The organism is Streptomyces sp. NPDC048623 (assembly GCF_040650755.1).
Lineage (GTDB): Bacteria > Actinomycetota > Actinomycetes > Streptomycetales > Streptomycetaceae > Streptomyces.
This window is the reverse complement of sequence record NZ_JBEZHV010000007.1, coordinates 117,789-137,624: the sequence shown is the minus strand read 5'-3', so window position 1 is coordinate 137,624 and position 19,836 is coordinate 117,789. Positions and strand designations below refer to the sequence as shown.

Sequence of the window (19,836 nt, the reverse complement as noted above, 5' to 3'; positions counted from 1 at the left end):
GCACAGAACACATCGGGGGAGCACATGCTGACGATCAAGATCCTGCTCGCCGAGGACGTGCACATGGTCCGCGGTGCGCTGGTCGCGCTGCTGGAACTGGAGCCGGACCTTCAGGTCGTGGCGTCGGTCCCGCGCGGGGACCTCATCGTGGCGTCGGCCCTGGAGGCCCGGCCGGACGTCGCCGTCATCGACATCGACCTGCCCGGTGTCGACGGGCTCACCGCGGCGGCCGAGCTGCACGAGCGGCTGCCGGACTGCCGCACCCTCATCCTCACCAGCCTCGGCAGACCCGGGACCCTGCGCCGGGCGATGGCCGCGCGGGTCTCCGGCTTCCTCCTGAAGGACTCCCCGCCGGCCCGGCTCGCCCAGGCGGTGCGCTCGGTCGCCTCCGGCCAGCGGGTCATCGACCCCGAACTCGCCCTCAGCGCCTGGGAGGCGCCCGACAACCCGCTCTCCCCGCGCGAGACCCAGGTGCTGCGGCTCGCGGCCCGCGGCGCCGACGCCGCGGAGATCGCCGACCACCTCTTCCTCACCCAGGGCACCGTGCGCAACTACCTCACCGCCATCGTCGACAAGCTCAACGCGCGTAACCGCATCGACGCCATCCGGATCGCGGAGGAGGCCGGCTGGATCCCGTAACCCGGCTGGATCCCGTAGCCAGGCCCCCCGGGTGCATGGCCCGGCCCCCGGGTGTCAGCCCTCCGCCAGCGGCCCCGCGTCCAGCTTCGACAGCACGCCCGCCAGATGCACCGCGTCGCTCTCCGGGCCACGGCACACCGCCAGACACTCCGGCCCCCGCGTCCCCGCGATCCGGCGCAGGAACGGGGTGAGCACCGCCCGCGGCCCGATCTCCACCACATGGCTCGGCCCCTGCTGGGCCAGCATCCGGCGGGCCGCGTCGGCGAACCGTACCGGCGTGGTGATCTGCGCCGTCCAGTACGCCGTCGTCAGCGGCTCGTCGTACTCCCGCCCGTACACCGTGGAGTAGTACGGCAGTTCGGGACGCCCGCCCGCCACATGCCGGGCCGCGGCCTCGAAGCGCGGGGTCACCGGCTCCATCAGCGGTGACTGGAAGGCGTGCTGCACCTGGAGGAAGGTGCTCGCGATGCCGATCGCCGCGAGCCGCTCGCGGACCCGCTCCAGACCCTCGACCGGACCCGAGAGCACCGTGGCGCGCGCCGCGTTGACCGCGCCGATCGTCACCTGAGGTTCGTCCGCCGCCGCGTCGGCCGCCTCGAAGGGGCTCGCGCAGGTCGCCATCATCCCGCCGCCGGACGGCAGATACTGCATGAAGGCGCCGCGCGCGCAGACCAGCCGCGCCGCGTCGTCCAGCGCGAGCGCCCCGGCGACCACGGCCGCCGCGAGCTCGCCGATGCCGTGCCCGAGCACGGCCACCGGACGCACGCCCTCCTCCTCCACCAGCGTCATCGCGAGCGCGTAACCGACCGCGAAGAGGGCCGGCTGGGTCAGCGCCGTCTGGTGCACCCGTTCGTCGCCGCCGAGGATCAGCCCGGCGACCGAGCGGCCCAGATACGGGGCGACCGCCTCGTCCGCCGTGCCGAGATGCCGCCGGTACGCGGTGAGTTCACGGTGCAGTCCCTCGGTCATCCGGGGATGCTGGGCACCCTGCCCGGTGAACACGAACGCCGCCCGCACCCGGCCCGAGTTGCGGCGCATCCCGTGCCGCATCGCCAGATGGTGGGCGAGATCGCGCACGGTCGGATGGGCCCACAGGTCCGCCGGGTCGAACAGCGGGCCGAACCGCTCCTCGATGTCCCCGCACAGACTGAGCATCGCCACCGAGTCGATCCCCCAGGCGGACAGGTCCTCGTCGTCGTCGACCGCCCGCCCCGCGTACCGGGCGATCCGCTCGGTGAGCCAGGTGGCGAACTGCCTCTCGTCGGGTGCGCCCGGTGCCTTGCCGTTCATGTCTTCCCCCTCATGTCCTGCCCCCTGCCGCTCGTCCCACCCGGGTCGGCAGTTCCGCCGACCCGGTCGCCCGCCGCTAGCGGCGCGGGCCCGCCGCTCCCACCAGGTCGTCGGCCAGGTACTGGTGCAGCGGCCGCAGGCCGCCGCTCAGGAACAGGCGGCGCATCGCCACCCGTTCGACCTTTCCGCTGCTGGTGCGCCGGACGGTGCCGGGGCGCACCAGGAGCACGCCCGCCACCGCCACCTGGAACTCCTCGCTCAGACAGCGCCGTACGTCCGTCACCAGCTCCTCCAGATCGAGCGCGTACCGCTGGTGGGTGCGCAACTCCTGGACCACGACCACCCGTTCGCGCTCGCCCGGGACCGAGAAGGCCGAACCCGTGCCGAACAGCGAGCTGACCCGCTGGACCGTGCGCTCCACGTCCTGCGGATAGAGGTTGCGGCCCGCGACCATGATCACGTCCTTCAGCCGGCCGGTGACATAGAGCCGCCCGCCGTCCACCGTGCCCAGGTCGCCGGTGCGCATCAGACCGCCGGTGCCGTCGGCCGTCACGGCCCCGAAGCGTTCGGCGCTCGCCTTGCGGTCGCGCCAGTACGCCGCGGAGACCCCGGGACCGCCCACCCAGATCTCGCCGATCCGCCCGTCCGGCAGCACCCGGCGGCTCTCCGGGTCCACGATGAGCACCTGCCCGGCCGCCGCCGCCACGCGGCCGACGGACACCAGGGAGGTACGGGCGCGCCGTCCGGGCGCGGCCTCGCGCACCTCGCCCTGTTCCAGGGCCTCGGTGTCGACCGTACGCTCGCCGTCCGCCGCCGGGCCGCCGGAGACGAGCAGCGTGGCCTCGGCGAGCCCGTACGCCGCGTGCAGCGCGTCCGGGCGCAGCCCCGCGGCGGCGAAGCGCTCGGTGAACGCCCGCCGGGTCTCGGCGCGCACCGGCTCGCCGCCGGATACCGCCACCCGCCAGCCCGACAGGTCCAGCCCGTCGAGCTCCTCGTCCGAGATCCGCCGGACGCACAGGTCGTACGCGAAGTCGGGGGCGCCGCTCACCTCGATCCCGTACCGCCCGATCGCCTCCAGCCAGCGGGCCGGCCGTCGCACGAAGGCTTCGGGCGAGAGGGTGACGGAGGTGCCGCCGAGCCAGAGCGGGTGGAGCAACTGCCCGACCAGGCCCATGTCGTGATGGAACGGCAGCCAGCCGCCGATCCGGGCGTCCGGGCCCGCGCCGAGCAGCCGGGCCAGGGCCTCCTGGTTGGCGAGGAGGTTGCGGTGGGTCACCACCACACCGTTGGGGCTGCCGGTGGAACCGGACGAGAACTGCAGATAGGCCACGGTGTCCGGATCCGGCTCCGGCAGCCGCTCGGCGCCCGTCCCGCCGACCGCGTCGGCGGCCAGGCACGGCACCGAGCCGTGACCGTGCCGGGCGAGCAGCCGGGACACGTCCGGCGCGAGCGCCGCGCAGGTCAGCGCGGCCCGCGGTGCGGTCTGCCGGACGATCCCGGCCACCCGCTCCTCGTGATGGCTCCGCCCGTCGTAGGGCGGCACCGGTACGGCGACGGCGCCGGCGTACAGACACGCCAGGAACGACACCGCGAACTGGCTCCGGGACTCGTGGAGCAGCAGCACCGGCTCCCCGGTGGCGCCGTCGGCGACGAGCCGGCCGGCGAGCCGGCGGGCCTGGGCGTCGAGCGCGCGGTACGTGAGCGGGGCGGGGCGACCGCGTTCGTCGCTGTCCGGCAGCAGGAGCAGCGCGGTGCGCTCCGGTGTCCGCTCGACTCTGTCGGTCATCAGTTCGGTGAACGTGCGATGGTCGCTCATTCCGGCCCCCTGCGTGTCGTACGGGCGCTGACGCCCCCGACGTCGGCGCCCGTTTCACCCGCCACTCGACCGTAGGCACGGCGGCTGGAAGGGCACTTGACCGCGGCTGGGCCGGGAAGCGGGCGGAACGGGCCCGCACGGGGCTTGCGGAGTCAGTGCGCCGCGGTCCAGCCGACCCGCGGGCGCACCCGCCGCGCCGCGCCCCAGGGGGCGCGCGCGGCCCCGGCCGCCGGGTCCTGGGACTCCTCCGCCGCGGCCGCCGCACGCAGTCTGGCCAGCAGAACGGCCGTGAGCGCCGCGAGTTCCACGGGGTCCGGCCGCCCCCGTACGACGACGAAGGCGGGCTGCGTCTCGGTGGTCTCGTCCATGGGCCGATGCTGGGACCGGCGTCTCGGGACGGCCTCGGGAAGCCCTCGGGCGGTCCTCGTGCGGTCCTCGGAGAGGGGGACGGGAGGGAGGACGGGAGGGGGGACGGGACGGGCCGCGGGCGGGGCGCCCCGACGGGCGCGCCGGGGAGTGCCGGTGAGCGGGCTGCCGGCGAGCGGGCTGCCGGTCGGCGGGTCCGGTAGGCGGTCCGTCAGCGGGAGGGCAGCGGACGGGCCGGGTCCACGGTGACGCGGGCGGTGGCCGCCAGGCCGTCGAAGCGGGCACGCCAGGAGGCGCTCGTCCGGACGCGCTCGTCGGCCGCGGGGTCGTGCCACCACAGCAGACCCGTGTACGCGTACGGGTCGGCGACCGAGCGGAACAGCCGGCTGCCGCCGAAGGCCTCCTCGGACACGCACAGGCCGATCAGCGAGCCGAAGTCCAGCTCGAACCGGTCCGGGTCGGCGGCGCGGTGCACCGCGGCCCGCAGCAGGACGAGCAGGGCGGCCGTGTCGGGCGTGCCGTTCGGGGCCATCCGGCCGACGGTGACGAGGAGTTCGGCCTCCGCCGGTGCGGGCGGGGCCGCCGGCTCCTCGCGCGCCGCGCGCAGCAGCCGGTTCAGGCCGGTCCAGTTCTCGACATGGACGTACGCGCCGGGGCGCCCGGTCAGGGCGGCGGTCACCCGGGAGACGAAGCCCTTGCGGGACTCCCGGCGGCGGGCGTAGGCGAGCAGGCCGGGCTCGAACGCGCCGGGCGGCGCGGTGGTGGTGAAACGGTCGATCACGGTCAGTTCTGGCTCACGCTCGCTTGGATACACCGCCCGGCCCCCCTTCTCGTCCCGGTGGCGCGTGCAGTCCCGGCCATCGGATCACAGGCCGCTCGAGAACCGCTTGAGGGCGGCCCGGAGACTCAAGGCCCGGCCCGCGCACGAGAGTTCCTCGAGGAACCACCGAGCCGCCGCGGGGATCGTGGCCTTCCCGAAGTCCCTGAAGGGAGGACCCGACATGCCCGCGACCGGAAACCACGACGCCGTCGCCACCCGCGTGCTCCTCGGGCGGCTCGCGCGGTCGGTGTGGACCTCGCTCGTCGCCTACGGATCCATGTGGGTGCCCGTGGACGAGAACCCGCTCTGGCAGCGGTACCAGCAGGCCATGGCGGCGGACCCGCGCACCGATGACCCGAGGACCGCGAACCTGCGGACCGACGACGGAACCGATTCTGGCCGGAAGACCTCGAGCGCGAATTGAGCGGTCGCGGGCGGGGCGGCGGACGGGGGGAGAGGAACGGAGGGAAGGCATGACGACGGTGGTGGACCCGGTGGACTCCTCGGAGGTCGCCGTCCAGGAACGCATCGCCCGGCTCGAACACGAATTCGGCGACATCGACGACCCGGGCAATCCCCTGGGCGCCCAGCAGTTCCTGGCCGCCGACGAGGGGCAGCGGCTGCTGCCCGCCGCCGAGCGGCTGCTCGACGCCTTCGGCCTGAACGCCGAGTTCGTGCCCGCCGGCCTCGGCGGGCGGCTCGGCCGGCTCGACGCGCTGGCCCGGGTCCTTCGCGTGGTGTTCCGCCGCGACGCCGCCCTCGGCCTGGGCTACGGCCTCACCTCGTACCTCGCCGCCGTGGCCGTGTGGACGGCCGGCACTCCGGACCAGCGCCGGGAGACCGCCGGACTGCTGCTCGCCCACGGCCGGATGGCCTGCGCCTACCCCGAGCCGCCGCAGGGCAACGACTTCCTGCGCAACCGGCTCACCGCCCTGCCGGACGGCGCCGGTTACCGCATCGGCGGCCGCAAGGAGGCCCTCAACAACGGGGCCCGGGCCGGCGCCCTCGTCCTCTTCGCCGACACGCCCGACGGGCTCAGCGCCCTCCTGGCCCCGGGACCCGCGCACCCCGACGGCGCCGGCATCCGGCTGCTGCCGCGCCACCCGACCACCGGCGTGCGCGGCTGCGCCGTCCAGGGCCTCGCCTTCGACGGCCCGCGCCCGCCCACCGGGCGGCTGCTCGGACCGGCGGGCGGCGGGACGCGCCTCGCGGAGCACGTCTTCCCGCTCACCCGCAGCGCCGGTCTGTCGATGGCCCTCGGCTGCGCCGACACCGCACTGCGCACCACCACGGCCTTCGCCCGCTCGCGGCGGCAGCGCAGCCCGGCCTCGCTGCACTCCTCGCGGACCCGCACCGCGCTCGTGAACGCCTTCGCCGACCTGCTGGTGTGCGACTGCCTGTCGCTCGTCGCGACCCGGGCGGCGCACGTCCTGCCGCGCGAGAGCCGGACGCTGGGCGCCGTCGCCAAGTACCTGCTGCCGATGGTCCTCACCGAGACGATGGACGACCTGTCGATCGTGCTCGGCTCCGAGGCCTATGCCACCAGCGGCGGTTACGCCATCTTCCAGAAGACCGCGCGCGACCTGCCGATGCTGGGCCTGGGCAGCGCGGGCGCCTCGGCGAGCCGGGCGGTGCTCGTGGCACAGGTGCTGCGCCTGCCCGGGCTCGGCACTGCGCGGGACGACGGCGCCGGACTCGCCCGCCTCTTCCGGCCGTTCGACGCCGGACTGCCGCCGTGCGAGGTGTGGGAGAACGGGCTGCCCGCCGACCGGGACTCGCTGCTCGGCTCCCTGGAGGAATCGGTTCGGCATGCCGACGGCCCGCTCGCCCCGGCCGCCGGGGTGCTCGTCGAGCAGCTGGCCGTGCTGCGCGAGGGCTGCGCCGGACTCGCCGCCCGGCCCGCCGGACAGCCCCCCGGCCCCCGCGCCTTCGCCCTGGCCGACCGCTACGCGCTGCTCGTCGCGGGCGCCGCCTGCCTCGGCGTATGGCGCCACCGTCCGTCCGGCGGCTTCCTGGCCGGCCCGGACTGGGCGGCGACCGCGCTCACCCGCGTCGCCGGCCGGCTCGACCGCGCGGCGGTCCGGATGCCCGAGGCGTCCGCCGACCACCTGCTCGCCGAGCTGCTCCACCGCTTCGACGACGCGCGCAGCTACGACCTGTACGCGACGGCGCTCGGGCGCTCGTGACCGGGCACAAGGCGTGATCGGAAGGCAGGAGGGACGACATGGAGCAGCCGGTGCGGCACCGCGGGGGCGGGGGCTCGTGGGAGGAGGTGCGGGACGCGGTCGCGGGGCGCGGCAGCTGTGTGGTGTACGCGGCCGTCGACGACTGGGTTCCGGCGGACGTCGGCGCGCCGGAACTCGCCGCCGACCTCGGCCGGGACGACTACGCACGCCTGGTCCGGATGCCCGCCTCGCGCAACCGGGACCGGTTCGTCGCCGCCCGGCTGCTGCTGAAGCACGCGGCGGGCGCGGTGTTCGGGGCCCCGCCGCACGAGCTGGAACTCGCGTACAAACCAGGCGGCCGCCCGTATCTGCGCGGCATCGACCAGCTGGAGATCGGCCTCAGCCACACCGAGGGCCTCCTCGTGGTCGGCTTGACCAGGGTCGGCCGGATCGGCGTGGACACCGAGCCCGCCGACCGGCGGATGCTGGAGCTCGGCACCGAGCACAAGGCCTGTACGCCGTACGAGCTGGAGTGCCTGGAGCGGGTGCCGCCGGAGCGGCGCAACCGGGAGCTCGTGCGCCTGTGGACGCTCAAGGAGGCGTACAGCAAGGCCATCAGCCAGGGGCTGCGGTTCCGTTTCACCGAGTTCGGCTTCAGCCCGCCCGGCGGACCGATCCGCATGCTGCTGCCCGACGGGACACCCCGTACGGGACGGGAGTGGACCTTCCACAGCTGGCTGGTGGAGGACGCCTACACCGTCAGCGCCGCCGTGAAGGACCCCGGCTTCGGAGACGGCACGGCACAGGGCTCCAGCGCCAGTTGAGCGACGGCCGAGGGGCTGCGGTGACCCTCTCCTCGCGCATCTGACCGAAAAGATGCGGCACGCAAAGGCCATACGAGCGCGGCGTACGAAGGGGGATCGGGTGCAGCGCTATCTCGCGGTCCGGCCGGGGCCCGCCACGGACGGGGTCCGGCTGTTCTGCTTCCATCACGCCGGCGGAGGCGCCATGACCTTCGCCGGCTGGCAGCGGCGCATCGGCCCGGACGTGTCCGTCCTCCCGGTGCGGCTGCCCGGCCGGGAGACCCGGCGGCGCGAGGAACGGATCACCGACGGCGCACGGCTCCTCGACGAGCTCCAGGACGACCTGGGCCCGCTGCTCGACGAGCCGCACGCCTTCTACGGGCACAGCCTGGGGGCGCTCGTCGCCTACCGGTTCGCCGAGCACCGGACGCGCGCCGGGCTGCGCCCGCCCGAGCTGCTCTCGGTCGGCGCCTGCTCGGCGCCGCAGCTGCCCGCCCCGGTCCTGGAGACCCTGCTCAGCCCGGAACTCCCGGACGAGGAACTGATCCGGGCGCTCGGCGACAAGGAGTCCATCCCCGCGCCGCTGCGCAACCGCATCGGCTGGCTCGCCGGCACCCTCGCCACCCTGCGCACCGATCTCCTCCTCGCCCAGGACCTGCGGTCCACACCCGTGACCGCGCTGCCCTGCCCCCTCGACGCCTACGCGGGCGAGGTCGACCCGCTGGTCTCCGCGGCCGAGGTGCGCGCCTGGCAGGAGTGCACCACCACCCGTTTCCGGCTGCGGACCGTCCGCGGCACGCACTTCTTCGTACGGGGCCGAGACGTGCCCCGTGCGATGGGGGAGGCCCTGCGGGCCCCCGCGACAGGACCTGGTGCGGCGCGACCCGGCACGGCACCGCGCCAGGCCGGCTGATCCACGTAACCCGAAGGAGATCCGCGCATGGACATCAGCGTGCTCGGCCCGTTCCGGGCCACCCTGTCCGGGGTGCCGGTGCACCTCACGGCGGTCAAACCGCGCAAGGTCTTCGCGCTGCTCGCCCTCCAGGCGGGCGAGGTCGTCTCGGTGGCCTCGCTGGTCGAGGAGGTGTGGGGCGAGCATCCTCCGCGCAGCGTCCAGACCACCCTGCAGACCTACATCCTGCAGATCCGCAACGCCATCGGGGCCGCGCTCGGCGTCGGCGACGGCATCGAGCGCGCGACCCTGCCGAACGGCGCCAAGAGCGTGCTCGTCACCGAACCCGGCGGCTACCGGCTCGACGGCCACGGCGGTGTGCTCGACGCCCACGAGTTCGACGCGCTGGCCTCGGCCGGGCACCGGGCCCTGCACCAGGGCGACTGGCCGGACGCCTCCTCGTACTTCGGCCAGGCGCTCTCGCTGTGGCACGGGCGGGCGCTCGCCGACGTGCAGTGCGGGCCGCTCCTGGAGGTCGAGGCCACCCGGCTCGACGAGTCGCGGATGAGCGTCCTTCAGCGCCGGATCGAGGCAGACCTGAGGCTCGGGCGCCATCATGAGCTGGTCGGCGAGCTCTCCGGGCTCGCCGCGCGCCACCCCCTGCACGAGGCGGTGCACGAGCAGCTGATGCTCGCGCTGTACCGGGTCGGGCGCCGCAGCGACGCCCTGGCCGTCTACCGGCAGCTGCGCCGCTGCCTGAACCAGAGCCTCGGACTCGACCCCTCGCCCAGCGTCGAGCACCTGCACCAGGCGGTGCTCGACTCCTCGCCGCGGCTGGACCTGGAGACCGCGGGAGCCGTGGGCGTACAGCTGGCGAGCGCCAAGTGACCCGTCCGCACCACCCTTCGAAGGAATCGAGAGGATGCATCGTGACTGACATGACCCTGTCCGAGCTGGGGGCGCTCCTGCTCGAGTGCGTCGGCGCCCCGGAGGAGGGCATGGCGCTGGAGGGCGAGGAGGCCCTCGACACCCCGTTCCTGGAGTTCGGCTACGACTCGCTCGCGCTCCTCCAGGCCACCAGCGTGATCAACCGCACGTACGGCATCGTCCTCGACGACGACGCCGTCATGGAGGCCGAGACCCCGCGGATGCTCCTCGCGCTGATCGGCACGGCCCCGCGGGCCGGCGCGGTCCGCTGACCCGACCCACCCCACACGTACCGGACGAGGAGGAAACCGATGCCCTACGCAGCCATCACCTACCGGGTCAAGCCGGGCCACGAGGAAGAGATCGCCAAGATCTTCAACGACTTCCAGAGAGTCGACACGCCCGACTTCACCGGCACCGACGGCGAGCAGGCCGGCCGGCTGCTCGGCACGGCCGTGTTCCTGAAGGACGACGTGGTCGTACGGGTCATCCACTACGAGGGCGACTTCGCGGCCGTCGGCCGGCACATGGCCGCCCAGCAGGGCGTCCACACCGCCGAGGCCGCGCTCCTTCCGTACCTCGCCGAGCCCCGCGACACCCGCTCGCCGCAGGCGTTCGCCGCGTACTTCCGCGAGGCCACCATGCGCACCCTGGTGCAGCTCACGGTGGACACCCACCCCACGGGGGCCGGGGCGTCATGACCGAGGTGCTGTCCGTCGTGGCCGTGCTCGGCAGCGGGGTCACGGCCGGAGTGCTGTTCGCCGTCGCGCTGAGCGTGCTGCCCGCGCTGTTCGCGATGGAGACCGGCACCTATGTGCACGCCCACCAGCTGCTCGGCCGCAACTGGGACCCCACGATGCCGGTCATCGTGCTGAGCAGCACGCTGGTCGACGCCGTGCTCGCCGTCGCGGCCGACGGCACCGCCCGGGTGCTCTTCGCGGTCGCCGCGGTGCTGCTGCTCGGCGTGTCCGGGGTGTCCCATCTGTGCAACGTCCCCATCAACCGCCGCGTCAAGGCGATCACCGACCCGGCGGTCATCCCGCCGGACTGGGAGGACCCGCGGCCGCTGTGGCGCCGGTTCCACTATCTGCGCACGACCCTGGCCGTCCTGGCCCTGATACTCAACGGGGCGGCCCTCACGGCGATCTGACCTTCTGACACACCCGTCGGGCCGCACTCCCGGGACTCCCGGAGTGCGGCCCGACGGGTGCTGTGTCATGCCCGCGCGGGCAGGTCCCGTACGGAGATCTGGGCGACCGTGTTCAGCAGACTGCGCCGGAAGGTGGCCACGAAGCCCTCGACCGTGTCCGTGTCCCGCGGCCGGCTCAGATACGGCTTCAGCTTCCGCTCCACCTCGCGCACGCCCGGCTGCGAGGCCATGTGCCGGGCCACGGCCTCCAGGTCGCCCGTGTACTCGATGACCCGGACCAGGGTGTCGTCGCGCAGGAACACCGCGGTGGCCAGGATCGTGCCGGCCTGCTCGCCCCTGGCGTCCTCGACGCGACTGCTGCGCACCCGCTTGAAGTCCCCGAAGATCTCCGTGAGTTCCTTCTCGTACCCCGGCTTGATGTCGTACGTGATCGCTGCGAACGGCATGCCCGTGCCCTTTCCCTCACCGGTGACCGGCTCTGACAGTGGTGCCGCCAGGCAAGCCCGCCCCCCTCGGGCCCCGCTCGAACTCACCTCACCAGAGCGGGACTTGAGGACCTTGAGGCACTGGAGAGGACTTCGAGCGGCCCTCCAGACGCCGGTGCGACGTTCTCCCGTGACCACCGACCATCGGGAGGACCCGTGCACCGCACCCTGATCGTCGCCAAGCTGCGGCCGGACCGGACGGACGACATCGCGAGGATCTTCGAGGAGTCCGACGCCACCGACCTGCCGCACATGATCGGCGTGAGCCGCCGCACCCTGTTCCGGTTCCACGGCCTGTACTTCCACCTGGTGGAGGCCGACGGCGACATCGGCGCCAACCTCTACCGCGCCCGCAGCCACCCGCTCTACGACGACATCAACACCAAGCTCGCCGCGTGCGTGGAGCCGTACGACCCGGACTGGAAGGAACCCAAGGACGCGATGGCCACGCCCTTCTACATCTGGACCAAGGAAGGAGGGCGGATCCAGTGACCACCGCCATCACCCGCACCGTGAAGGTGGCCGCCGACGAGGTCGCGGCCAACACCAAGCGCGGCGGAGACATCCGCGTCACCCTCAGCCCCAAGACGGTCGGCTGCACCTCCGGCTTCGGCGGTGTCCTGGGCCTGGAGCCCGGCGACTGGATCACCGAGCACTACCACCCGTACTCCGAGGAGTTCCTGCACGTCGTCGAGGGCACCCTGGAGATGACCCTGGACGGCAAGGACGTCGTCACGCTCGGCCCCGGCGACTCGCTGTGCGTGCCGATCGGCGTCCGCCACCGGCTCGTCAACACCGGTGACGCCACCGCCCGCTGCGCCTTCCACCTGTCGCCGCTCGCGCCGCGCCCCGAGCTCGGCCACGTCGACACCGAGCAGGCGCAGCGCCCCGAGCAGGCCAACCCGGACGTGGGCGGTGCCCGGTGACCCGACGGGCCGTCATCACCGGCATCGGCGCGGTCGTGCCGGGCGGGGTGGGCAGGGAGGCCTTCTGGCGGACGCTGTCCGAGGGCCGCACCGCCACCCGGCGGATCAGCCTGTTCGACCCGGCGGCGTTCCGCTCGCAGGTGGCCGCCGAGGTCGACTTCGACCCGGCGGCCGCCGGCCTCACCGCCCGGCAGATCCGGCGCATGGACCGGGCGGCGCAGTTCGCCGTGGTCTCCGCCCGCGAGGCGGTCGCGGACAGCGGCATCGAGCTGTCCGCGCTCGACCCCGCGCGGATCGCGGTCTCCCTGGGCAGCGCGGTCGGCTGCACCATGGGCCTGGAGGAGGAGTACGTCACCCTCTCCGACGGCGGCAAGCGGTGGCTGGTCGACCACGAGTACGGCGTGCCGCACCTGTACGGCTACATGGTGCCGTCGACCCTCGCGGTCGAGGTCGCCTGGGAGACCGGCGCCGAGGGCCCGGTCGCGCTGATCTCCACGGGCTGCACCTCCGGTCTCGACTCCATCGGGCACGGCGTGCAGCTCATCGAGGAGGGCACCGCCGACGTCGTCGTCACCGGCGCCACCGACGCCCCCATCTCGCCCATCACCTCCGCCTGTTTCGACGCGATCAAGGCGACCACCCCGAACAACGCCGACCCGGAGCACGCCTCCCGTCCCTTCGACGGCGACCGCGACGGCTTCGTGCTCGGCGAGGGCTCGGCCGTCCTGGTCGTCGAGGAGCGCGAGGCGGCGCTCGCCCGGGGAGCCCGGATCTACGCCGAGATCGCCGGCTTCGCCAGCCGCAGCAACGCGTACCACATGACCGGTCTCAAGCCCGACGGCCGCGAGCTGGCCGAGGCCGTCACCGTCGCCCTCGACCGGGCCCGGCTCGACCCCACCGCCGTCGACTACATCAACGCGCACGGCTCCGGCACCAAGCAGAACGACCGCCACGAGACGGCCGCGTTCAAGCGCAGCCTCGGGCAGCACGCGTACGACATCCCGGTCAGCTCCATCAAGTCGATGATCGGGCACTCGCTGGGCGCGATCGGCTCCATCGAGGTGGCCGCCTGCGCGCTGGCACTCGACCGCCAGGTGGTGCCGCCGACGGCCAACCTGAAGACCAAGGACCCGCTCTGCGACCTGGACTACGTGCCCGTCACCGCCCGGGAGCACGCCATGGACACCGTGCTCACCGTCGGCAGCGGTTTCGGCGGATTCCAGAGCGCCATGGTCCTGACCCGCCCCGGCACCGCCCGGGCCGCGTGAAGGGGGAGTGACCATGACGAGCGGACCGACCACGACGAACTCGGTGACCGGGGCGCCTCTCGCGAACGCCGCCCCCGTCGTCACGGGGCTCGGCATCGTCGCGCCCACCGGTATCGGCGTCGCCGCCCACTGGGCCTCGGTCCTGGCCGGCAAGTCCGGCATCGGCCGGATCGGGCGCTTCGACCCGAGCCCCTACCCGGTGCGGTACGCCGGGCAGGTCCCCGGCTTCGACACCGCCGAGCGGGTGCCCAGCCGGCTGATCGTGCAGACCGACCACTGGACGCATCTCGCCCTCGCGGCCGGCGAGGCCGCCCTCGCCGACAGCGGCGCCGACCTCGACGCCATCGGCGAGTACGAGATGGCCGTGGTGACCTCCTCGTCCTCCGGGGGCACCGAGTTCGGCCAGAAGGAGATGACCGCCCTCTACCAGCACGACCCCGGCTGGGTCGGCGCCTACCAGTCCATCGCCTGGTTCTACGCCGCCACCACCGGACAGCTCTCCATCCGGCACAAGATGCGCGGCCCGTGCGGCGTGCTCGCCTGCGAGCAGGCCGGCGGCCTCGACGGCATCGCCCAGGCCCGGCGCCTGCTGCGCGGCGGCTCGCGCCTGGTCGTCACCGGCGGCACCGACGCCTCCCTCTGCCCGTACGGCCTGACGGCCCAGCTCACCACCGGCCGCCTGTCCACCGTCCCGGACCCGGAACGCGCCTACCTGCCCTTCGCCGCCGAGGCCTCCGGCCATCTGCCCGGCGAGGGCGGCGCGATCCTGGTCCTGGAGACCGCCGAGGCCGCCGCCGAGCGCGGCCTGGGCACCGGCTACGGGCGGATCCTCGGCCATGCCGCGGGCTTCGACCCGGCCCCCGGGTCCGGCAGGCCGCGCGCCCTGCGCCGTACCGCCGCCCAGGCCCTCGCCGACGCCGGCCTCACCCCCGCCGACATCGACGTCGTCTTCGCCGACGCCTCCGGCGTCCCGGCCGACGACCGCGACGAGGCGGAGACGATCACGGCGCTCTTCGGCCCGCGCGGCGTGCCCGTCACCGCGCCCAAGACCCTCACCGGCCGGCTCTACGGCGGCGGCGCGCCGCTCGACGTGGCCACCGCGCTGCTCGCGCTGCGCGAGGGCGTGATCCCGCACACCGCTCACGTCCAGGAGCCCGCCCCCGGCCTGGACATCGACCTGGTCACCGGCACGCCGCGGGAACTGCCGCTGCGCCACGCCCTGGTCCTGGCGCGCGGCCACGGCGGCTTCTCCTCCGCCCTGGTGCTCGGCCGCTGACCCCCACCGACCACCACCCATCGAGGGAGTTCCCATGGCAGGACACACCGACAACCACATCGTCATCGACGCCCCGATGGACGTCGTGTGGGACATCACCAACGACGTCCCCGGCTGGCCGGACCTGTTCAGCGAGTACGCCTCCGCCGAGGTCATCGAGCGCGACGGCGACACCGTCGTCTTCCGCCTCACCATGCACCCCGACGAGGACGGCAACGTGTGGAGCTGGGTATCCCGGCGCACCGGCGACCCGGCCGCCCGCACCGTGCGCGCCGAGCGCGTCGAGACCGGCCCCTTCGAGTTCATGCACATCTACTGGGAGTACACGGAGGAGCCCGGCGGCGGCGTGCGGATGCGCTGGGTGCAGGACTTCCACATGAAGCCCCAGGCCCCCGCGACCGACGAGGCGATGACCGAGCACCTGAACGTCAACACCAAGGTGCAGATGGAGCTCATCAAGGAGCGGGTCGAGGCCGCCGCACGGGCCCTCACCCGCTGAGGAGGCCGCCGTGCTGAACGTACTCGCGCCCCTGCTCCTCCTCGCCAACGGCCTGGCGGCCGGCGTGCTGCTCGGCACCCAGCTCGGCGGCTTCCCCTACATGGCCTCACTGCCGGTGAACCGCTACGTCTACGCCCACGCGTTCCTCGGGCAGCGCTACGACCCGACCATGCCGATCTGCCTGGTCGGCACCGTCGTCCTGGACGTGGTCCTGGCGGTGTCGGCGCCCGACCCGACCGCCCGGGTCCTCTTCGCCGTCGCGGGGTTCCTCACCGCGACCACCCCGGTCATCGCCGTCCTCAAGAACGCGCCGGTCAACCGGTGGATGCGCACCCTCGACCCGGACAACCTGCCCGCCGACTTCAAGGATCCGCGCCCGGAGTGGGGCGCGTGGAACACCCGGCGCAGCTGGATCACGGTCCTCGCCCTCGCCGTCAACTGCACGGCGCTCGGCTTCCTGCTCTGAGCTCGTACCCCTTGTCTGCCTGTCCGCTTGTCTGAAGGGAATCCCCATGGACCTCGAACTGCGGGGCAAGAAGGCCCTGGTCACCGGTGGCACCCGCGGTGTCGGCCGGGGCGTCGTCCTGGCGCTCGCCCGCGCCGGTGTCGACGTCATCACCTGCTACCAGAACGACAGCGACCACGTCGCCTCCCTGGAGCGGGAGCTCAAGGAGACCGGCGGCGACCACCACGTGTTGCGCGCCGACCTGTCCCGGCCCGAGGAGATCGCCACCCTGCTCGGCCGGGTGCGCGAACTGCACGGCGACCGCCTCGACCTGCTCGTCAACAACGCCGGCACCATCAGCCACATCCCTTACGCGGACCTGTCGCTCGACGAGTGGCAGCGGATATTCGCCACCAACGTCACCGGCGCCCATCTCGTCATCCAGCACGCCCTGCCGCTGCTCGGCACCGGCTCCTCCGTGGTGACCGTCGGCTCCCGCGCCGTCGAGGCCGGCATCCCGCTGCGCGCCCACTACACCGCCACCAAGGCCGCGCTCGCCGGCCTGAACCGCTCCCTGGCCAAGGAGTTCGGCGCGCAGGGCATCCGCTTCAACCTGCTCGCGCTCGGCGTCGTCGAGACCGAGAACTTCCACGCCATGCCCGCCGAGCAGCAGAAGCTGATGAAGGAGCGGTACGGCGCCAAGACCGCCCTCGGGCGGCTCGGCACCCCCGACGAGGTGGCCGGCGCCGTGCTGTGGCTCGCCAGCGACCTGTCCCGCTATGTCACCGGCAACACGATCGGCGTCGACGGGGGGATCTCCTGATGGCCTTCCGGGTGATGCTGCGCATGGAGATCGAGCCGGGCAAGGAGGCAGACTTCGAGAAGGCCTGGCTGGCGGGGACCGAGGCCGTCACCGGCCACCCCGCCAACCTCGGGCAGTCGCTCGCCCGCGAGGAGGGCGGCCCGGACAGCCACAGTACGTATGTCATCGTCAGCGACTGGGTGGACGAGCCGCGGTTCCGCGAGTTCGAGAACAGCCCGGCCCACCTGGAGCACCGGGCCACCCTCCACCCGTACCGCAGGGGCGGCACGTTCCACGTGATGCGGGTGCTCCACGGCATCGAGGGCCGGGCGGCCGCCGATGCCCGCTGAGGCCCAGGGCCAGGGCCAGGTACGTGTCGTGGTGTACCAGGCCGCGTACGACGACGAGCAGCTCGCCGCCGTCCGCGCGGCCTACCACCAGGTCAGCGAACGGCTCGCGAAGGTGCCCGGCATGCTCGGCAACGAACTCCTGCGCAGCCCCGCCGACCCCACCGCGCTCGCCGTGATGAGCCGCTGGGAGTCGATGCGGGCGTTCCTGGCCTGGGAGGCCGGTGCCGAGCATCGCGAGGACACCGCCCCGCTGCGGCCCTTCCGCGACACCCGTACGCCCGTCCCCTTCGCGGTGTACGAGGTGGACGCCGCGTACTGACCGCACCGCAGCCCGTACCCGTACACGCACTCCGAAGAGAGAGAACCCACCATGGCAGAGCGTCAGTTGGCGTTCATCGGGCTCGGCAGCATGGGCGGCGGCATGGCCCGGCGGCTCCTGGAGACCGGGCACACGCTGACCGTCCACAACCGCACCGCGCAGAAGGCCGCGCCGCTCGCCGAGGCGGGCGCCCGGCTCGCCGCCACCCCCGAGGACGCCGCGGCCGGACATCGTCTCGTCCTGCTCAGCCTCAGCGACGAGAAGGCCGTCGAGGAGGTCCTGTTCGACCGGGTGGTCCCGGTCCTCGCCCCCGGCTCCGTCGTCGTCGACACCTCCACCGTGTCCCCGGGGTACGCCCGCGAGGCCGCCGCCCGGCTCGCGGACAAGGGCCTGCGCCGGGTGGAGGCCTGCGTCGTCGGCAACCCGCTGCAGGCCCGCAAGGGCGAGCTGCGGGTCTTCGTCTCCGGGGCGCCGGAGGACCTGGAGGAGGTACGCCCGGTCCTGGAGGCCTTCGGCAGCGAGATCGTCCACGTCGGCGCACCCGGCACCGCGACCAGCCTCAAGCTCATCCTGAACCTGCTGCTCGGCGCCCAGGTCGCCGCCCTCGCCGAGGCCGTGGCCTACGGCACCGCGGCCGGCCTCGACCGGGACCAGCTCATCGGCGTCGTCGCGTCCAGCGGCTTCAGCTCGCTCGTGATGCGCTTCCGCGCCGACCTGATGCTCAGGCGGAGCTACGAGCCGGCCTTCTTCCGCTCCGAGCTCATGGCGAAGGACATCCGGATCGCCCTGGCGGCCGCCGCCGAGCAGGGCGCCGCGATGCCCGTCCTCGACGTGGTGCACGAGCGGTTCAACGAGGTGATCGCGGCCGGTGACGGCGACAAGGACGCGTCGGTGCTCGTCGAGCACCGGCCCGGGGAACCGACGAGGTTGGGAGGGTGACATGGTGCTGAGCACCACCCGGAGCACGCTCCGGAACACCGACGTCCTGGTGGTCGGCGGAGGGATCGCGGGTCTCTCCGCCGCCGTCTTCCTCGCCCAGCAGGGCGTGGACTGCCTGCTCGTCGAGCGGCGGCCCGAACTGTCCGGACACCCCAGGGCCCGCGGAGTGCATCCGCGGGCCATGGAACTGATGCGCGCCGCCGGCGTCGAGGACGAGCTGCGCGGCACGCCCTCGGCCCGGCGGCTCGCCGGCAACTCCGGTGTCATCGCGGCCCGTTCGCTGGCCGGACCCGAACTCGGCGTGCTCGACGAGAAGTACGTCATGGACGTGGGCGCCGACATCGGCTCGCTGTCCCCGACCGGCTGGTGCCTGTGCCACCAGGGCGAACTGGAGGACGTGCTGCGCGGCCGCGCCGAACGCCTCGGCGTCGCCCTGCGGTTCGGCACCGAACTCGTCTCCTTCGAGCAGCACGGCGCCGGGCTCACGGCCCTGGTCAGGGACCGGACCACGGGGGCCGAGCGGACGATCGAGGCGCGCTATCTCGTGGCCGCCGACGGGGCTCACAGCGGCATCCGCGAGACCCTCGGCGTCTGCTTCGAGGGCGAGACCCTCGGCCACTACCTCAACATCCATTTCGAGGCCGACCTCACGGCACCGCTCGCCGGGCGCCGCTTCCTCATGTGCTACACCGCCGGGGACGAGGTGCGCGGCGCCCTGATGCCGCTGGACAACGCCTCGGACTGGCTGCTGCACGTCGTGTACGACCCGGCGGCGACGGACGTCGACTCCTTCACCGACGAGCGGTGCGCCGAGCTCGTCCGGGCGGCCACCGGGGTGCCCGGCCTGCGGCCGCGGATCCGCTCCGTCTCGCCGTGGGACGGCGCCGCCCGGACGGCCGGCCGGTTCCGCGACGGACGGGTGTTCCTGGTCGGCGACGCCGCCCATGTGATGCCGCCGAGCGGCGGCTTCGGCTCCAGCACCGGCATCCAGGACGCGCACAACCTGGCCTGGAAGCTCGCGGCCGTCCTGGACGGCTGGGCGGGGGAGGCCCTGCTCGACAGTTACGACGAGGAGCGCCGGCCGATCTGCCGGGCCACGGTCGAGCAGGCCGCGCTGCGCTCCAAGGACCGGCCGCGGCTCACCGCCGGCGGAGCCGACGGGACCGGCGAACGGCCGGCCGTGCACCCGGGCATCGTCGAGGACGCCCAGGTGTGGCTGTCCTGGCGCTACCGCTCCTCGGCCGTCACCTCGTGGGACGACGGCGTACTGCCCGGGTACGGCGTGTGGTCGGCCGAGAACGACGGGCGGCCGGGCGGCCGTGCCCCGCACCTGCGGCTGCGCAGGGGCGGCGCCGAACTCTCCGTGCTCGACCTGTTCGGCGACCGGCCGGTCCTGCTCACCGGGCCTGACAACCGCGCCTGGCAGGAGGCCGCCCGGGCCGTCTCTCACGAGCTCGACCTGCCGCTCGCGGTGCACGGCATCGGTGCCGAGCTGACCGACGTCGACGACCGCTGGCCCGAGCTGTACGGGGTGACGGCGCAGGGCGCGGTCCTGGTCCGCCCGGACGGGGTCGTCGCCTGGCGCTGCGCGGACGCCCCGATCTTCGCCCGCGACACGCTGCGGGCGGTACTGGTGAGGCTGCTGGCCCGGTAGTCCTG

The 19,836-nt window shown here is 73.7% G+C and carries 25 protein-coding genes; 20 read left to right on the top strand and 5 right to left on the bottom strand.

The window, feature by feature from the left end; translation table 11 throughout:
- Positions 1 to 24 precede the first annotated feature (24 nt).
- Positions 25 to 639, top strand: coding sequence for a response regulator transcription factor (locus tag AB0C73_RS12970; protein WP_362528315.1), 615 nt, complete (start codon positions 25 to 27; stop codon positions 637 to 639).
- A 54-nt stretch (positions 640 to 693) separates the two neighbouring features.
- Here AB0C73_RS12970 and AB0C73_RS12965 read toward each other — a convergent pair whose 3' ends face one another.
- The 4 genes from AB0C73_RS12965 to AB0C73_RS12950 form a co-directional block, all read right to left on the bottom strand.
- Positions 694 to 1,929: an acyltransferase domain-containing protein gene (locus AB0C73_RS12965; RefSeq protein ID WP_362528312.1), complete on the bottom strand. Its 1,236-nt coding sequence runs from the start codon at positions 1,927 to 1,929 to the stop codon at positions 694 to 696.
- Positions 1,930 to 2,005: 76 nt separating this feature from the next.
- Positions 2,006 to 3,745 (bottom strand): fatty acyl-AMP ligase, encoded by a 1,740-nt coding sequence (locus AB0C73_RS12960; RefSeq protein WP_362528310.1) that lies wholly within the window; start codon positions 3,743 to 3,745, stop codon positions 2,006 to 2,008.
- A 152-nt stretch (positions 3,746 to 3,897) separates the two neighbouring features.
- On the bottom strand, positions 3,898 to 4,113 hold the full coding sequence (locus AB0C73_RS12955) for an acyl-CoA carboxylase epsilon subunit (RefSeq protein WP_362528308.1): 216 nt from the start codon (positions 4,111 to 4,113) through the stop codon (positions 3,898 to 3,900).
- 209 nt (positions 4,114 to 4,322) lie between these two features.
- Positions 4,323 to 4,892, bottom strand: coding sequence for a hypothetical protein (locus AB0C73_RS12950; RefSeq protein ID WP_362528305.1), 570 nt, complete (start codon positions 4,890 to 4,892; stop codon positions 4,323 to 4,325).
- 220 nt (positions 4,893 to 5,112) lie between these two features.
- On the opposite strand from AB0C73_RS12950, the gene AB0C73_RS12945 reads away from it, so the two are divergent.
- The 8 genes from AB0C73_RS12945 (at position 5,113) to AB0C73_RS12910 (ending at position 10,868) form a co-directional block, all read left to right on the top strand.
- Complete coding sequence (locus AB0C73_RS12945) at positions 5,113 to 5,355, top strand: hypothetical protein (protein ID WP_362528302.1); 243 nt, start codon at positions 5,113 to 5,115, stop codon at positions 5,353 to 5,355.
- A gap of 49 nt (positions 5,356 to 5,404) precedes the next feature.
- Positions 5,405 to 7,117, top strand: coding sequence for an acyl-CoA dehydrogenase family protein (locus AB0C73_RS12940; RefSeq protein ID WP_362528299.1), 1,713 nt, complete (start codon positions 5,405 to 5,407; stop codon positions 7,115 to 7,117).
- 38 nt (positions 7,118 to 7,155) lie between these two features.
- Entirely contained in the window at positions 7,156 to 7,920 is a 765-nt protein-coding gene (locus AB0C73_RS12935; protein ID WP_362528296.1) for a 4'-phosphopantetheinyl transferase superfamily protein, read from the top strand.
- Between the two features lie 100 nt (positions 7,921 to 8,020).
- Positions 8,021 to 8,812 carry an alpha/beta fold hydrolase gene (locus AB0C73_RS12930; protein ID WP_362528293.1) on the top strand — a complete coding sequence of 264 codons (792 nt, stop codon included), beginning with the start codon at positions 8,021 to 8,023 and terminating at the stop codon, positions 8,810 to 8,812.
- 27 nt (positions 8,813 to 8,839) lie between these two features.
- Positions 8,840 to 9,679, top strand: a complete 840-nt coding sequence (locus AB0C73_RS12925) for an AfsR/SARP family transcriptional regulator (protein ID WP_362528291.1) — start codon at positions 8,840 to 8,842, stop codon at positions 9,677 to 9,679.
- Positions 9,680 to 9,720: 41 nt separating this feature from the next.
- Positions 9,721 to 9,990 (top strand): acyl carrier protein, encoded by a 270-nt coding sequence (locus AB0C73_RS12920; RefSeq protein ID WP_362528288.1) that lies wholly within the window; start codon positions 9,721 to 9,723, stop codon positions 9,988 to 9,990.
- 39 nt (positions 9,991 to 10,029) lie between these two features.
- A complete protein-coding gene (locus tag AB0C73_RS12915; RefSeq protein WP_362528285.1) occupies positions 10,030 to 10,419 on the top strand; it encodes a SchA/CurD-like domain-containing protein in 390 nt (129 codons plus the stop codon).
- Positions 10,416 to 10,868 (top strand): DUF1772 domain-containing protein, encoded by a 453-nt coding sequence (locus AB0C73_RS12910; protein WP_362528283.1) that lies wholly within the window; start codon positions 10,416 to 10,418, stop codon positions 10,866 to 10,868. Before AB0C73_RS12915 ends, AB0C73_RS12910 begins: the two co-directional genes overlap by 4 nt.
- A 65-nt stretch (positions 10,869 to 10,933) precedes the next feature.
- Here the strand turns inward: AB0C73_RS12910 and AB0C73_RS12905 are convergent, their stop codons facing one another.
- Positions 10,934 to 11,314 carry a SchA/CurD-like domain-containing protein gene (locus AB0C73_RS12905; protein ID WP_362528280.1) on the bottom strand — a complete coding sequence of 127 codons (381 nt, stop codon included), beginning with the start codon at positions 11,312 to 11,314 and terminating at the stop codon, positions 10,934 to 10,936.
- Between the two features lie 195 nt (positions 11,315 to 11,509).
- On the opposite strand from AB0C73_RS12905, the gene AB0C73_RS12900 reads away from it, so the two are divergent.
- The 11 genes from AB0C73_RS12900 to AB0C73_RS12850 are packed head-to-tail and all read left to right on the top strand — an operon-like array spanning position 11,510 to position 19,831.
- Positions 11,510 to 11,845, top strand: coding sequence for a TcmI family type II polyketide cyclase (locus tag AB0C73_RS12900; RefSeq protein ID WP_362528278.1), 336 nt, complete (start codon positions 11,510 to 11,512; stop codon positions 11,843 to 11,845).
- Positions 11,842 to 12,279: a cupin domain-containing protein gene (locus AB0C73_RS12895; RefSeq protein ID WP_362528275.1), complete on the top strand. Its 438-nt coding sequence runs from the start codon at positions 11,842 to 11,844 to the stop codon at positions 12,277 to 12,279. The genes AB0C73_RS12900 and AB0C73_RS12895 overlap by 4 nt, the downstream gene beginning before the upstream one ends.
- A complete protein-coding gene (locus AB0C73_RS12890; RefSeq protein WP_362528272.1) occupies positions 12,276 to 13,547 on the top strand; it encodes a beta-ketoacyl-[acyl-carrier-protein] synthase family protein in 1,272 nt (423 codons plus the stop codon). The genes AB0C73_RS12895 and AB0C73_RS12890 overlap by 4 nt, the downstream gene beginning before the upstream one ends.
- A 13-nt stretch (positions 13,548 to 13,560) precedes the next feature.
- Positions 13,561 to 14,823, top strand: a complete 1,263-nt coding sequence (locus AB0C73_RS12885; RefSeq protein ID WP_362528270.1) for a ketosynthase chain-length factor — start codon at positions 13,561 to 13,563, stop codon at positions 14,821 to 14,823.
- 34 nt (positions 14,824 to 14,857) lie between these two features.
- Positions 14,858 to 15,322 (top strand): SRPBCC family protein, encoded by a 465-nt coding sequence (locus AB0C73_RS12880; RefSeq protein ID WP_362528267.1) that lies wholly within the window; start codon positions 14,858 to 14,860, stop codon positions 15,320 to 15,322.
- A 10-nt stretch (positions 15,323 to 15,332) separates the two neighbouring features.
- Positions 15,333 to 15,788: a DUF1772 domain-containing protein gene (locus AB0C73_RS12875; protein ID WP_362528265.1), complete on the top strand. Its 456-nt coding sequence runs from the start codon at positions 15,333 to 15,335 to the stop codon at positions 15,786 to 15,788.
- Positions 15,789 to 15,834: 46 nt separating this feature from the next.
- Positions 15,835 to 16,590, top strand: a complete 756-nt coding sequence (locus AB0C73_RS12870) for an SDR family oxidoreductase (protein ID WP_362528262.1) — start codon at positions 15,835 to 15,837, stop codon at positions 16,588 to 16,590.
- Positions 16,590 to 16,919: an antibiotic biosynthesis monooxygenase family protein gene (locus AB0C73_RS12865; RefSeq protein ID WP_362528259.1), complete on the top strand. Its 330-nt coding sequence runs from the start codon at positions 16,590 to 16,592 to the stop codon at positions 16,917 to 16,919. The genes AB0C73_RS12870 and AB0C73_RS12865 overlap by 1 nt, the downstream gene beginning before the upstream one ends.
- Positions 16,909 to 17,238 (top strand): antibiotic biosynthesis monooxygenase family protein, encoded by a 330-nt coding sequence (locus AB0C73_RS12860; RefSeq protein ID WP_362528256.1) that lies wholly within the window; start codon positions 16,909 to 16,911, stop codon positions 17,236 to 17,238. The genes AB0C73_RS12865 and AB0C73_RS12860 overlap by 11 nt, the downstream gene beginning before the upstream one ends.
- A gap of 51 nt (positions 17,239 to 17,289) precedes the next feature.
- Complete coding sequence (locus AB0C73_RS12855; protein WP_362528253.1) at positions 17,290 to 18,177, top strand: NAD(P)-dependent oxidoreductase; 888 nt, start codon at positions 17,290 to 17,292, stop codon at positions 18,175 to 18,177.
- Position 18,178: 1 nt separating this feature from the next.
- On the top strand, positions 18,179 to 19,831 hold the full coding sequence (locus AB0C73_RS12850) for an FAD-dependent monooxygenase (RefSeq protein ID WP_362528251.1): 1,653 nt from the start codon (positions 18,179 to 18,181) through the stop codon (positions 19,829 to 19,831).
- The last annotated feature ends 5 nt before the right edge of the window (positions 19,832 to 19,836 follow it).

Coding starts and splice junctions, on each gene's coding strand:
- AB0C73_RS12970 (WP_362528315.1), top strand. CDS start 25: ATGCTGACGATCAAGATCCTGCTCGCCGAGGACGTGCACATGGTCCGC.
- AB0C73_RS12965 (WP_362528312.1), bottom strand. CDS start 1,929: ATGAACGGCAAGGCACCGGGCGCACCCGACGAGAGGCAGTTCGCCACC.
- AB0C73_RS12960 (WP_362528310.1), bottom strand. CDS start 3,745: ATGAGCGACCATCGCACGTTCACCGAACTGATGACCGACAGAGTCGAG.
- AB0C73_RS12955 (WP_362528308.1), bottom strand. CDS start 4,113: ATGGACGAGACCACCGAGACGCAGCCCGCCTTCGTCGTCGTACGGGGG.
- AB0C73_RS12945 (WP_362528302.1), top strand. CDS start 5,113: ATGCCCGCGACCGGAAACCACGACGCCGTCGCCACCCGCGTGCTCCTC.
- AB0C73_RS12940 (WP_362528299.1), top strand. CDS start 5,405: ATGACGACGGTGGTGGACCCGGTGGACTCCTCGGAGGTCGCCGTCCAG.
- AB0C73_RS12935 (WP_362528296.1), top strand. CDS start 7,156: ATGGAGCAGCCGGTGCGGCACCGCGGGGGCGGGGGCTCGTGGGAGGAG.
- AB0C73_RS12925 (WP_362528291.1), top strand. CDS start 8,840: ATGGACATCAGCGTGCTCGGCCCGTTCCGGGCCACCCTGTCCGGGGTG.
- AB0C73_RS12915 (WP_362528285.1), top strand. CDS start 10,030: ATGCCCTACGCAGCCATCACCTACCGGGTCAAGCCGGGCCACGAGGAA.
- AB0C73_RS12910 (WP_362528283.1), top strand. CDS start 10,416: ATGACCGAGGTGCTGTCCGTCGTGGCCGTGCTCGGCAGCGGGGTCACG.
- AB0C73_RS12905 (WP_362528280.1), bottom strand. CDS start 11,314: ATGCCGTTCGCAGCGATCACGTACGACATCAAGCCGGGGTACGAGAAG.
- AB0C73_RS12885 (WP_362528270.1), top strand. CDS start 13,561: ATGACGAGCGGACCGACCACGACGAACTCGGTGACCGGGGCGCCTCTC.
- AB0C73_RS12880 (WP_362528267.1), top strand. CDS start 14,858: ATGGCAGGACACACCGACAACCACATCGTCATCGACGCCCCGATGGAC.
- AB0C73_RS12870 (WP_362528262.1), top strand. CDS start 15,835: ATGGACCTCGAACTGCGGGGCAAGAAGGCCCTGGTCACCGGTGGCACC.
- AB0C73_RS12865 (WP_362528259.1), top strand. CDS start 16,590: ATGGCCTTCCGGGTGATGCTGCGCATGGAGATCGAGCCGGGCAAGGAG.
- AB0C73_RS12860 (WP_362528256.1), top strand. CDS start 16,909: ATGCCCGCTGAGGCCCAGGGCCAGGGCCAGGTACGTGTCGTGGTGTAC.
- AB0C73_RS12855 (WP_362528253.1), top strand. CDS start 17,290: ATGGCAGAGCGTCAGTTGGCGTTCATCGGGCTCGGCAGCATGGGCGGC.
- AB0C73_RS12850 (WP_362528251.1), top strand. CDS start 18,179: ATGGTGCTGAGCACCACCCGGAGCACGCTCCGGAACACCGACGTCCTG.